A 12,504-nucleotide genomic window follows, 5' to 3' on the forward strand; every position below is an offset into this window, starting at 1 on the left:
AAATCTGGATAGATATCAGTGGGAGGTTTAAATGGATGCGGTGAGCATTGCAAAGCTGGCAACAACAATGGCCGATACGAGCAATCGTACCGAGGTTGGTTACGCCGTGTTAAAAAGAGCAATGGACGTGCAAGCCTCCAGCGCCCAGGCCCTGATCGAAGCGATTCCGCCAGCGACGCCTGCCGCCAACCTGCCATCCCACCTCGGCCAGAACATCAACACGACCGCCTGAACGCCGGTCGCCAGACCTCGCGCAGGCCGCAACGAACCCGCCGCACCGGCACCGGTGTCAGCGGGTTTTTTTTATGGTCTAATCGCAGACCTGCAAACCTACAGAGGAGACTCCGCATGAAAAACCGTCAAGCCCTGATCGCCGCCGCCCTGGCCACCGTCTGCGCCGCTACCAGCAGCGTTGCTTCCGCAGCCCAGGACAAGCCAGCAGCGGAAAAAGAAAAGTGCTACGGCATCGCCAAGGCTGGCCAGAACGACTGCGCCACCGGCACCCATGGCTGCTCCAACCAGGCCAAGACCGACAATATGGCAGGCGAATGGAAATTCGTCGCCAAAGGCACCTGCGAAAAAGCCGGCGGCAAGACCGCTGCGCCAGCCAAATAATCAATGACGCAACACGCGGTGGCGCGGGGAGCAGGCATTGGATTGCGGGCACCGCACTACCGCCAGTTCCTCGAGCAGCGGCCACGCGCCGCCTGGCTTGAAGTTCACACTGAAAACTACCTCGACCAGGCCGGCGGCGACTTCCACGTATTGCAGGAACTGAGGCGCGACTACGCGATCAGCCTGCACGGCGTAGGCCTGGGCCTCGGTTCGGCACGCGGATTCAGTGCCGGTCACCTGGAGCGTGTCGTGAGCCTCGCCCAGCGCATTGAACCGGCGCTGGTCTCCGAACACCTGTGCTGGGGCGCCATTGTCGACCGCCACCTCAACGACCTGCTGCCGCTGGCGCTGAACCACGCCGCGCTCGACCTGATGGCGGAGCGGGTAGGACGCATGCAGGACGCCCTTGGGCGCGCCATCCTGCTCGAAAACGTTTCCAGCTTCGTGCGCTTCGCCGACGACGCAATGAGCGAAGCAGAATTCCTCGCTGCGCTCGCGCGCCGCAGCGGTTGCGGCCTGCTGCTGGACGTGAACAACCTCTACGTCAACCAGCTGAACCACGGCGAAGACGCCATGGCGGCGCTGCAAGCGATCGCCCCCGGCACAGTCGGGGAAATCCACCTCGCCGGACACCTCGTCACACCCGATGCCGTGGTCGACCATCACGGCGCAGTCGTCGCCGATCCGGTCTGGCGGCTGTACGAAGCAGCGTTAAGCCGCTTCGGCGCCGTCCCCACGCTGATCGAATGGGACACCGATATCCCGCCCCTGGAAGTCCTGCTTGGCGAGGCCGGCAAGGCAGCTGCGATTGCCGAACACTTCCCGCCTCCTGAGAAAGTCGACTGGGGCTCCGGGAGCCGGAGCGGGCAATGCCTGCCGGTCGGCTGCGACGCCTTGGCCGCGCAGCAGCAAGCATTTTCCGACGCCTTGTTCTCGCCTGCTGCCGAGGCCACGCTACAGCTCAGGCACGGCGAACGCTTCGGCCTGTACCGAGGCAACCTGGCTTCGACCTGGACCAGGGCCCTGGCCGCCGCTTATCCTGTGATTGCGCAACTGGTGGGCGCAGAATTCTTCGCCGCCCTGGCGCGCGAATACGGCCGCGCCCACCCTTCCGACAGTGGAGACCTGAACCGCTTCGGCGCACACTTCGAGCCCTTCCTGCGCAGCTTCGAGCACGTCAAGGACTTGCCCTACCTTCCAGACATGGCGTGCCTGGAATGGCAGCTGCACCGCATCCATTACGCGCGGCACGAGCCCGCGCTGCAGGCGAAGGACATCAACCCGCAAACGGTGGAGGGCCAAAGCTTCCCCTGGCAGCCTACCGCCAAGCTATTTGAATCGGAATGGGCAGTCGTGCCCCTCTGGCTGGCCCATCAGGGCATGCCATTCCCACGGAAGATGGACGAGCCAAGCCGCGCGCTGCTCAGCCGCCCCGAATGGACAGCCCAGGTCACGCTGCTGCAAGTGCCGCAATACGCAGCGCTGCAGGCATTAAAAGAAGGGAAGGCATTCGGCGACGCGCTCGACGCCGCCTTTGCGCTGGATGAGAACTTCGACGTTGCCGCCAGCCTCCAGCAATGGCTGCAGCAGCAAATCCTAGTTAAACGCCCGCATTAACTTGTCTTCGCCGGACAAGTCCCGGTGCAGCAGGTTGGCGCGGTGGGTCGCCTCGATCATGCGCAGGAGCTGCGCGTCTTCACACCGTTCCAGTTCCTCGTTGGCGGCCAGCAAAGCCTGGGCGAGCTTGGCGCGCGCCGACTGGTACAGCACGCTGGTGTAATGATCGGTATTCTTGAGCAGCTCCTCGGCATTCTCGATGACCTGCCGCAGGTCGCCGATCAGTTGTTCCTGGGACTGCACTTGCTTCTCGTCGGGACCATCCATGGAGCTAACCCTCCGCGCGGATCAATCAGGCCGCACTGCCCTCGGCATGAACGTCGATCTGCACGTCGCCCAGGCGCACCTTCTGGCCCGCCCGGATCTTCGCCGTCTTGCGCAACTCCTGTTTGCCGTCGACCTTGACGTCGCCGCTAGCCACGATCTGCTTGCCGGCGCCGCCGCTGTCGCACAGGCCGACCACTTTCAGGAGCTGGTTCAGCTCGATGTACTCGCCTGTCAATTCGAAATCTACTTTCTGCATTTTAATCCTCTTTCTGTTGGGTTGGCGCGGAGGTGTTGTATTCCCACCTGGCATTAACCCTTGCCGCCTGGCTTGGTCATCTCCAGTGGAACAATCCACTCGTTGAACTGGCTTTCGTTCACAAAACCAAGGGCCAGTGCGGCTTCTTTCAAGGTCGTGCCCTCGTGCTGCGCCTTCTTCGCGATTTGCGCGGCGCGATCATAACCGATGTGCGGGGCCAGGGCGGTGACCAGCATCAGCGACCGTTCCATCAGTTCTTCGATGCGGCCCAGGTTCGGCTCGATACCGTGTGCGCAATGCTCGTCGAAGCTGCGCATGCCATCGGCCAGCAGGCGGGCGCTTTGCAGGAAGTTGTGGGCGATCAGCGGCTTGAAGACGTTCAGCTCGAAATTGCCGGACGAGCCGCCAACGGTAATGGCCACGTCGTTGCCGAACACCTGGCAGCACAGCATGGTCAGTGCTTCGCTTTGGGTGGGGTTGACCTTGCCCGGCATGATCGAGCTGCCCGGCTCATTCTCGGGGATGCTGATTTCACCGAGGCCGGAGCGCGGGCCGGAAGCCATCCAGCGCACGTCATTGGCCAGCTTCATGAGTGCCGTGGCCAGGGTTTTCAGCGCGCCGTGAGCCGATACCAGGGCGTCATGCCCGGCCAGTGCGGCGAACTTGTTGTCGGCGGTGCGGAAGGGGAGTTTCAGGCGGCTCGCCAGTTCGGCTGCGATACGGCTGGCGTACTCGGGGTGCGAATTCAGTCCCGTGCCCACCGCGGTGCCGCCGGCTGCCAGTTCCAGCACGGCGGGGAGGGTGGCTTCGATGGCTCTCTCCGCATAGTCCAGTTGGGCGACGTAGCCGGAAAACTCCTGGCCAAGGGTGAGCGGTGTTGCATCCTGCAGGTGCGTGCGGCCGATCTTGACGATGCCCTCGAACGCCTGCGCCTTCGCCTGCAAGGTGGCGCGCAGCTGGCGCAGGGCTGGCAGCACATTGTTCGCGACTGCCTGCGCCGCCGCCACATGCATTGCGGTGGGGAAGATGTCGTTCGACGACTGCCCCTTGTTGACGTCATCGTTCGGGTGCAGCTTGCGCCCTTCGCCGCGCTCGCCTCCCATCAGCTCGGAGCCGCGGTTGGCCAGCATCTCGTTCATATTCATATTGGACTGGGTGCCCGAGCCGGTTTGCCACACGGCCAGCGGGAACTCGCCCGGATGCTTCCCATCCAGGACTTCATCGGCGGCCTCCATGATGGCCTTGGCTTTGACGCTATCGAGCACCCCGAGGTCGACGTTCACCTTGGCCGCCGCGCGCTTCACGCTGGCGAGGGCGGCGATCAGTTCGGCCGGCATGCGTTCGCTGGAAATGCGGAAGTGCTCGAGCGAGCGCTGGGTCTGCGCACCCCACAACTGGCTGGCTGGAACTTCAATCGGGCCAAAGCTGTCGCGCTCGGTTCTGCTGTTCATGTACGGCTCCCTCGTTGGAAAGTGATGACTGGATTCTAACGCCAATGCTGCTTACTCTGCCGAGGCCTACAAAATCGGGATATTCTGCCGTTAATGAGTACATTGAAGTAATAGGCCTGTCCTCCATGTTAAGCAAACGATTGATCATTCGCGCCTTTGCGCTGCCGATCTGCGCTGCTGCCCTGTGCGGTTCGCTGCGGGCGGCCGAGCTGGGCGAAATAAAGGTCAATTCCCACATTGGCCAGCAGCTTTCGGCGGACATCGAATTGGTCGACCTGACTGCGGCCGACCTGGCCGACATCCAGGCTCGGCTCGCCAATCCGGACGTGTTCAAGGGCGCCAATGTGGACATGCCGCCTGCGCTGGGCGGCCTGTATATCTCGATTGCCAAGCGCGACAACAAGCGCTTCCTGCACCTGACCACGCTGCAGCCAGTGAATGCCGAGGCCTTGCATCTTTTCCTGGAGTTGAATAGTGGAGGGCGGCAGATCATCCGAGCCGCTTCGCTCTGGCTGACGCCGGAACCTTCGGGCCAGCGCGCTGCGGCTGTGGCCGCGATGCCGGCGGCGGAGCCGCTGCCTATGGCCGTTGCAGCAAGCAAGCCGGCCGCAGCCCCTCCCACATCGGGAGACAACGGCGAGGCGGGATTGAATGAAGCCGCCCAGCGTGCCTTTGCCCACCGCCAGCAGGTCGCCTTGGCGAAGGCACAGGAGCGAAGTGCCAACCCTGCGCCGCAAGCTGCACTGGTCACCGGCCCGAAGGCGGGGCCAGGCCTTGGGTCCGGGACGACGGCGCCTGTCCGCCAGCCAACCTCCAAACCGGCACAGCTGCCCACAGCCGTTCCCGCTGCGCCGGCGGCTTCCGCGCCCGCACAGTCTTGCGCCCCTGCGCAGCAGGTGGAAGCCCAGCTCCGTCAATGTGAAGCCATGACAAGCAAGCTGGCCGATATCGAAGGCAAGGTGCATCGCCTGCAAACCGCCATGGTGGCGCCTGCTGCCGCTGCGCCTGCGCGAACAGTCGAGTTGAAACCCGAAGCCGCGCCTGCCAAGCCAGCCGTTGCCCCGAACAAGCCAGGCGCGACGCCAGCCAAGCCGGGCGCCACTCCTGTCAAGCCCGGCGTTGCAGCAGATCTCGCGGCCAACCCGCGCAGCCGGCTGGCCATGATCGCCGGTGGTGTGCTGGCGGGGTTGGCGGCGCTCGGCGGCCTGATCTACTTCCTGCGCAAGCGCCAGGCGAAAGGCCCGCTGAAGATCTGGCAATCCTTCCGCAAGAAAGGGAGCGCGGAGGATGACGTGCCAACGCTGGAGGACGCAGTGGAGGTTGCTGCACACTAGTAACTACCGTTGCATTCCAGTGCTGGACAAGATTTTTTTACCTGCGTTATACTGGGCTCACACGGACCGGGTTCTGCCGCAGTCACCACCGATAGCGTGACGCGAACCGCAGAGCGACGTTGAAGAAACGACCCCGTCTGGAAGCAGTTCATAGCCGACTGAGGCGATATGAACGCCGGGTGCAACCGGCGCTGAGGCGACGCCAGGAGATACCTGGTGCTCGCCCCTCCGAATTCCAGGGCGCCCCAAGCGGGCGCCTTTTGTTTTAAAGGGTACGTCCCTTTAAAACAAAAAAGCGCCCGGAGGCGCTTTTATTGAGGGGCAGGCCGACTTAGCCGTTCAGGCGACTCTGCCAAGGATCGGTCACTTCGCGGATGGTGCGGTCGTTGGCCATGATCTGCTTCAGCAGTTCGATCTTGCGCTTGCGGGCGTCACCCTGCAGGGGAGCGGCACCGCCCATCAGGGCTACCGAAGCCGCAGCGCACTGGTTTTCCATGCTGTCGAGCGAATCCCAGTCGCTGGCTTGCGCGGCGCCCACCATCTGGCTGGTCAAACCGGCAATTTTTTCGTAGGTAGCGAGAATTTGGGTCGAGGACATTTTGAGCCTTGGATTCTGTGCGCGGAGTACCGCATGTCAGGATTAACGTCAGGCTCGGAAGGAACTTTAGGGTCTTTTTGAAAAATATTTGAGAAAATTCCAAAAAAATGCCGTTGCGCCCCCATCCCAAGGGTCACAACGGCAGACATCAAGCGAAATCGATTAGCTGATCAACTCATCCAGGCCGGCGCTCAGCTCGTCCAGCGATGGCATCTGGTCAATCAGCGCGTTCTCTTCCAGGCCCAGGCTTTCGGCAACTTCGGTCGGGTAGCAGGCCGCGATTGCGTCCGGGGACAGTTTGTTCTCGTCGACGCGGGCACGCCAGGCCGCCAGGTGAATCACTGCAGCCAGTTCGTTCTCGCCGGGATTAGGGATGGCGGCAATGGTCTCGCCAAAGGTTGGCGGGAATTTCCAGCGGTTGGCCAGTTCGGCGCCCACGTCGGCATAGGTGTAGCCCAGCGCGTTCTTTTCAATTTCCAGGCGGCGCTCGTCCAGCGGGCTTGCCACTTTGTCGAGTGCCTGCGCTTGCTCGGACATGCCGGCATGGATTACCAGCTGGCCGATCGCATGCATCATGCCAATGGTGAAGGCGAGGTCGGTGTTTTGCTTGCAAGCCTTGGCGATGAACTTGGCGCCCACGGCGGTGCGCAGGCTGTAGCGCCAGAACTGGCGCAAATCCATGCCGGGAACGGTCTTGAAGCCGCTCACCAGGCCGGAGCTGATCACCAGCGTGCGCACGGTGACAAAGCCCAGCATCAGGATGGCATCTTCAACGGTGCCAATCGAACGCGACACATGGTAGTAGGCGGAATTCGCCAGGCGCAGCAGTTTGGCGCTCAGCACGGGGTCGGCCGACAGCTTCTTTGCAATTTCCTCGGTGGAGACGCTGGCCTTGTCGAAGCTGCTGATCAATTCGTCAACAACCTTCGGGGCGGTTGGCAACGCAGTTGGATTCTGGAACAGTGCTTCGAGCTTCATGAAAAATCTCCTCTAAATTCGGCGTTGCTGTGGGTGAAACTATATAGCGATTCCAGAGGGGAGTGCAGCAAGTTTTTAACATTCGTTGGCCGCGCTGCACAGCATTCCCAGCTTTCTGCATTTGATCCCCGAAATTTGCAGTCTGTCGCAACGGGGCGATGTCACGCTTGCGTTGCAGTTAGAGTGCAGCCTGGCTCATTCCGCCACTTATAACTAGATAGGGATACAAAAAATGCAAGCATCCAACCGCGTTACGCCGCTCAAGCTGGCCCTTACCCTGGCCTTCTGTGGAGCCACCTTTGGATTGGCCCCGGCGATTGCCCAACAGGCAGCCCCGGCCGCGCAAACGCAAGACGCCGTCCCGCTGCCGGGCGACGATTTCTTTGGCCATGTGAACGCCGAATGGCTGGCCAAGACCCAGATCCCGGCCGACAAAGGCAGCTGGGGCGCCGGTTCGGCGCTGGGCGATGCGACCAACGAGCGCATCGTCAAGCTGATCGACGAAACCGCCGCCAAGTCGCCAACCGGCGACACCCGCCGCGTGACGGACTTCTACCGCAGCTTCATGGACGAAGCGGCAATTGAAGCGCATGGCCTGAAATCGCTCAAGCCGGAACTGGAAAAGATCGACGCCATCAAGGACAAGGCCGCGCTGGTTCGCGCCCTGGCTACCTCCATCCGCGCCGACGTGGATCCGCTGAACTCCACTAATTTCTACACCGAGAACCTGTTCGGCATCTGGATCGCACAGGGCCTGACCGACCCGAAGCACTACACTCCATACATCCTGCAGGGCGGCCTGGGCATGCCGGACCGTGCCTACTACCTGGACGACAACCAGCGCATGCACCAGCTGCGCACCGCCTACCAGGCCCACATCGCCGCCATGCTGAAGCTGGCCGGCTATAGCGAGCCGGAAACCCGTGCCGCGCGCGTGTATGAGCTGGAGCGCAAGCTGGCCCAGGCCCACGGCAGCCGCGAGGATTCGGCCGACATCCAGAAAGCCAACAACACCTGGACCATGCGCGACTTCGCCGCCAAGGCGCCAGGCATGGACTGGCGCGCCTTCTTCCGCGCCGCCGGCCTGGGCAAGCAGAACAAGTTCATTGTCTATCACCCGACCGCAATTACCGGTAGCGCCGCCCTCGTGAATGAGATGCCGCTGCAAGCCTGGAAGGACTTCCTGGCCTTCCACACCGTGAACCACTTCGGCGGCTTCCTGCCGAAAGCCTTCGTCGACCAGCGCTTTGAATTCTACGGCCGCACCATGAACGGCACGCCGCAACTGTCGCCGCGCTGGAAACGCGGCCTGAGCGCAGTCAATAACGCGGTGCCGGATGCCGCCGGCAAGATGTACGTCGAACGCTACTTCCCGGCTGAAGCCAAGGCGCGCCTGCAAACCATGGTGGCCAATATCGTCGACTCCTTCCGCAAGCGCGTCGATGCGCTGGACTGGATGGCGCCTGCCACCAAGAAGGAAGCGCAGGAAAAACTGCGCACCCTGTACGTTGGCGTGGGCTATCCGGACAAATGGACTTCCTACGAAGGCCTGGAAATCAAGGCTGACGACGCCATGGGCAACGCCCTGCGCGCCGAGCAGTTCCACTACAAGCAGCAGCTGGCGAAACTGGGCAAGAAGGTTGACCCAACCGAATGGTGCATGCCGCCGCACGTGGTGAACGCCGTGAACATGCCGATGCAGAATGCGCTGAACTTCCCCGCCGCCATCCTGCAGCCGCCATTCTTCGACATGAAGGCCAGCGATGCGCTGAACTATGGCGCGATCGGCGCCGTGATCGGCCATGAGATCAGCCACAGCTTCGACGACCAGGGCGCCCAGTTCGACTCCAAGGGCCGCCTGCGCGACTGGTGGACCAAGGAAGACGGCGAGCACTTCAAGCAGGCAGCCGCCAAGCTGGTGGCACAGTACGACGCCTATGAAGCCTTCCCGGACCTGAAGTTGAACGGCACCCTGACCCTGAGCGAAAACCTGGCCGACCTGGCGGGCCTGGCTGCAGCCCTGGACGCCTACCACGTTTCGCTGGGCGGCAAAGCCACCCCGGCGCAGGACCGTGACTTCTTCAACGGCTACGCCGCAAGCTGGGCCAACAAGGCCCGCGACGCCTCGCTGCGCAACCAGGTCATGACCGACGGCCACTCGCCGGCCAAGTGGCGCACCTACACCGTGCGCAACCTGGACGCCTGGTACCAGGCCTACGACGTGAAGCCTGGCCAGAAGCTGTACCTGGCGCCTGAACAGCGCGTGCGCGTCTGGTAAAGTAGGAGGATGGACGACATCGAGCAGATCACCCGCCGCACGCTGGAACACTACGAGCGCAACGCGCAAGCCTTCCTCGAAGGCACGCGCGACCACGACGTAAGCCAGAACATTGCGGCGCTGCTCGATGCGATTGAAGGAACGCCTCCGTTCCGCATCCTCGACCTGGGTTGCGGCCCTGGCCGCGACCTGCGCACCTTCAAGGCGCTTGGACATGAGCCGGTCGGCCTCGACGGCTCAGCCCATTTCGTGGAAATGGCGCAGAACTGGAGCGGATGCACAGTCCTGCACCAGGATTTCGTCGCGCTGGACCTGCCGCCCGTGTCGTTTGACGGCATCTTTGCCAACGCCTCCCTGTTCCACGTTCCCAGTGCCGTGCTGCCCGATGTGCTGAAGCGCCTGCATGCAGCGCTGAAACCGCGCGGCGTGCTGTTCAGCTCCAACCCTCGCGGTCACAATGAGGAAGGATGGAACGGTCCTCGTTATGGCTGTTACTACGATTTCGAGACCTGGTTTGAAGTCGTCACCGCAGCCGGCTTCGAGCCCATCACCCACTATTACCGCCCGGCAGGCTTGCCGCGCGAACAGCAGCCATGGCTGGCTTCAGTCTGGCGTAAAGCCTAGTTCTGTTAGCTTGCGTACAGTGGGTCTCGATGCCGATTCGTATCATTTGCTCGTCTCACTTTTTTAATGAGGAGCGCATCATGAACAAGGACCAAGTGAAGGGCAAAGCCAAGGAAATCGGCGGCAAGATCCAGGAAGAAACCGGCGAACTGGTCGGCAGCTCGAAACAACAGGTGAAGGGCGTCGCCAAGCAGGTTGAAGGCAAGCTGCAGAAACAGCGCGGCGACCTGCGTGAAGCCATCGACGATGCCACGGACGAGCTGATCGACCGCGGCAACCGTCAATAAGTGAACACACGGCAAGGCCGGCCCTCCCGGAGCCCGGCCTTGCTGTGCTAATCAGCTACAGGTAGGGCAGGGCTTGGCGAGCGCGAATGCGGCGTGGTCGTGGGCGTCATAGGTATAAATCTGCCCGTAGCCGTTGACTGCCCAAGCCTGGACCGACAGCGCTTCCGAAAATGCCGCGTTGTCGCATTCGCCCAGGATGTCCGACACCGTGACGTCTTTCCCGTAGACGAAATCCGCGCCTTGGGTAAAGCCATGGGTCCCCGCAGGGTCGCCACTTCTGCCGGTCGTGTCCGCGGCCCCGCTGCTGATTGATGTCGCCGCCCGAGTTGTCTGGAACGTGAACGTGGCAAAGTGGTTCGGATGCCGGGCCAGGAATGACACGTGCGCCTGGCTGTCCGGGCCGGCGTACAGGTGGAAACCGCATTCCGGGTCTGCCGAGACTCCCCCGTCCACTGGCAGGATATCCGCCGCGCAGCGGTTGTTGTCGACGCGCAGTACCATGCGGAAGGCGCAGGTCTGTCCTGCTTCGCGCACCCTGTTGTACTCTGGTGCGCTGCTGGTGGTCAGGACGGGTGCTCCGGCCGGTTGATCCATGACGCGCAAATCGATATGCCGGGCATCCCAGTCCACGACCCTCGCGCCGGATGAGTCAAACAGTTCCAGCTTCACTTCATACAGGCCGGCGGCCATGTCTTCCGCCAGCACTGCGTCGGCTCGCGGCGCGCCGGGCAGGATATCGGTTTCAAAGTAGGCCGTCGCCTTGTCAATATGCTCCGACATCTCGTACCAGTAGCCTGAGGTGGACGGGGGATTTGCGGGCTGGATCCTGAACAGGTTTTCGGGACTTGGGCCGACAGCGGGCACTGGACCCATTGGTTCGGATGGATAGCTGTCGCCGTCGCGGTAATAGCGGTAGACGGCATGTGTCATCACGCGCCAGTCGCCCAGCGGAACCGAACCGGGAGCGACAATGGTTGATGTGCCGTTCGGCCCGGTCAAGCGCCGATATGACCATTGATAGTAAGGAATCCCCATCGCGATCAGCGTGGTCCGGCTGAAGTCGACGCGCATTTCCAGGGTGCCGCCAAGCGGTGCTCCGCCCAGGGTCGTACCTTCCGCGCCGGAGGTTTGCAACTGGTTTACCGTGATATTGGAGCCGATGGTGTTGAAGATCAGCTGGCAGCCGGACAGGTCAAGGTTCGGGTCGCACGATGGCACCCTGGGGTCGGTGATACGGATCGTCACCTCGCTGCCGCAATGGTAATTCCAGTAAGTATGGCAAGCCATGGCGGGCCGGTAGACCGTCTCGTAGCCTGCGCCAAAATTGAACTCAACCCAGAAATACAGGTCGGGCTGGTCGCCGTGGCAGGGGATGATCAGGGTGGCGTCGAAGTGGCCATTCCCGTCGGTTTCGACGACGGCCATCTCGTCACAGCGCAGCCGGTGCCACCAGTGCGGCCAGTAGCAGAACCATGGAATCAGCACGGTCCAGTTCTCACGCAACATCGCCCTCAGGTGCGTCGACGACGCGCTGCGCAGCATGCGCGGCAAGCCGGCCGGCATGTCGGGCATCTGCAGCGCCATGTCGTTCATTGCCTGTGCTGCCTTGGAAGGAGCCGGTTGTGCAAAGCGTAACGGCAAGCGCAGGGGACCGGGATCGGGGTCTGGTACGGGCGGGAAGCGCAGGATGGCCAGCAAATCGTCGCGCAGGTGGAACAGGTCATGATCGGGCAGCGTATCGATCCAGAACGGAATGCGGTCCACTTCGCAGATGTGCACTCGCGCATGGCAGATCGGGCGATTATCGTCGTTTCGCACTACGCGGCCGCGCACACGGCAGAAGCAGAACGGCCAGATGTCGATCAGGGAGCCTGGAATGTCGATCAGGCTCTCCAGGCGGCCTTCGACATGCAGCACAGGTTCATAGGCGCCCATGCGTTCCAGCCTGGCCGGCGTTGCCTTGGCGTCGAGCCGCTCGTTGAACGGTGCGACGAACAGGCGCATATGCCCCAGTCCTCCCGGTGGCAGCGCAAGTTCCGCCTTGCCTTCCTTCACTTCAACGCGCTGCTTGAGTTGCTGTTGGGTGTCGAACAGGTAAAGCACCAGGGGATGTTTGAAGTCGGGACGTTCCTCGCTGGTGATGTGGAACGTAATGGATTTTTCGGCGGACTGAGCCATGGCACACCTCGCTAATGTTGA

General features: G+C 62.3%; 13 protein-coding genes. 7 read left to right on the forward strand and 6 right to left on the reverse strand.

The window, feature by feature from the left end:
- The first annotated feature begins 31 nt into the window (after nt 1–31).
- The 3 genes from ACN9MU_RS10215 (at nt 32) to ACN9MU_RS10225 (ending at nt 2,232) form a co-directional block, all read left to right on the forward strand.
- A complete protein-coding gene (locus ACN9MU_RS10215) occupies nt 32–232 on the forward strand; it encodes a YjfB family protein (RefSeq protein ID WP_426344524.1) in 201 nt (66 codons plus the stop codon).
- 116 nt (nt 233–348) lie between these two features.
- On the forward strand, nt 349–615 hold the full coding sequence (locus ACN9MU_RS10220) for a DUF2282 domain-containing protein (protein ID WP_426337257.1): 267 nt from the start codon (nt 349–351) through the stop codon (nt 613–615).
- Nucleotides 616–618: 3 nt separating this feature from the next.
- Complete coding sequence (locus tag ACN9MU_RS10225) at nt 619–2,232, forward strand: DUF692 family multinuclear iron-containing protein (protein ID WP_426337258.1); 1,614 nt, start codon at nt 619–621, stop codon at nt 2,230–2,232.
- Here ACN9MU_RS10225 and ACN9MU_RS10230 read toward each other — a convergent pair.
- From ACN9MU_RS10230 to fumC, 3 genes are read right to left on the reverse strand one after another with little or no spacing between them, the layout of a single operon-like run.
- Complete coding sequence (locus ACN9MU_RS10230) at nt 2,212–2,499, reverse strand: DUF883 family protein (RefSeq protein WP_426322131.1); 288 nt, start codon at nt 2,497–2,499, stop codon at nt 2,212–2,214. The two genes, ACN9MU_RS10225 and ACN9MU_RS10230, sit on opposite strands and share 21 nt — an antisense overlap.
- Before the next feature lie 25 nt (nt 2,500–2,524).
- A complete protein-coding gene (locus ACN9MU_RS10235) occupies nt 2,525–2,755 on the reverse strand; it encodes an RNA-binding S4 domain-containing protein (RefSeq protein ID WP_028100522.1) in 231 nt (76 codons plus the stop codon).
- A gap of 53 nt (nt 2,756–2,808) precedes the next feature.
- The gene (fumC, locus tag ACN9MU_RS10240; RefSeq protein ID WP_426337259.1) at nt 2,809–4,206 is read right to left on the reverse strand and encodes a class II fumarate hydratase; all 1,398 of its coding nucleotides are present in this window, start codon (nt 4,204–4,206) and stop codon (nt 2,809–2,811) included.
- A 125-nt stretch (nt 4,207–4,331) separates the two neighbouring features.
- Here fumC and ACN9MU_RS10245 point away from each other — a divergent pair, with 125 nt between their 5' ends.
- Nucleotides 4,332–5,540, forward strand: a complete 1,209-nt coding sequence (locus ACN9MU_RS10245) for a type IV pilus assembly protein FimV (RefSeq protein ID WP_426344525.1) — start codon at nt 4,332–4,334, stop codon at nt 5,538–5,540.
- 331 nt (nt 5,541–5,871) lie between these two features.
- Here the strand turns inward: ACN9MU_RS10245 and ACN9MU_RS10250 are convergent, their stop codons facing one another.
- Together ACN9MU_RS10250 and ACN9MU_RS10255 are read right to left on the reverse strand one after the other, a co-directional pair.
- On the reverse strand, nt 5,872–6,138 hold the full coding sequence (locus ACN9MU_RS10250) for a flagellar protein FliT (protein ID WP_426170339.1): 267 nt from the start codon (nt 6,136–6,138) through the stop codon (nt 5,872–5,874).
- 162 nt (nt 6,139–6,300) lie between these two features.
- A complete protein-coding gene (locus ACN9MU_RS10255) occupies nt 6,301–7,116 on the reverse strand; it encodes an HDOD domain-containing protein (RefSeq protein WP_426170341.1) in 816 nt (271 codons plus the stop codon).
- Between the two features lie 232 nt (nt 7,117–7,348).
- Here ACN9MU_RS10255 and ACN9MU_RS10260 point away from each other — a divergent pair, with 232 nt between their 5' ends.
- The 3 genes from ACN9MU_RS10260 (at nt 7,349) to ACN9MU_RS10270 (ending at nt 10,305) form a co-directional block, all read left to right on the forward strand.
- Nucleotides 7,349–9,394: a M13 family metallopeptidase gene (locus tag ACN9MU_RS10260; RefSeq protein WP_426170343.1), complete on the forward strand. Its 2,046-nt coding sequence runs from the start codon at nt 7,349–7,351 to the stop codon at nt 9,392–9,394.
- A gap of 9 nt (nt 9,395–9,403) precedes the next feature.
- Complete coding sequence (locus tag ACN9MU_RS10265) at nt 9,404–10,018, forward strand: class I SAM-dependent methyltransferase (protein WP_426322140.1); 615 nt, start codon at nt 9,404–9,406, stop codon at nt 10,016–10,018.
- An 80-nt stretch (nt 10,019–10,098) separates the two neighbouring features.
- Complete coding sequence (locus ACN9MU_RS10270) at nt 10,099–10,305, forward strand: CsbD family protein (RefSeq protein ID WP_057261494.1); 207 nt, start codon at nt 10,099–10,101, stop codon at nt 10,303–10,305.
- A gap of 51 nt (nt 10,306–10,356) precedes the next feature.
- On the opposite strand, the gene ACN9MU_RS10275 is transcribed toward ACN9MU_RS10270, so the two are convergent.
- Nucleotides 10,357–12,483 (reverse strand): hypothetical protein, encoded by a 2,127-nt coding sequence (locus tag ACN9MU_RS10275; protein WP_426344526.1) that lies wholly within the window; start codon nt 12,481–12,483, stop codon nt 10,357–10,359.
- Nucleotides 12,484–12,504: the final 21 nt, after the last annotated feature.

Origin of the sequence: Pseudoduganella sp. R-32 (assembly GCF_049913245.1) — a bacterium.
Classification (GTDB): Bacteria; Pseudomonadota; Gammaproteobacteria; order Burkholderiales; family Burkholderiaceae_D; genus Rugamonas.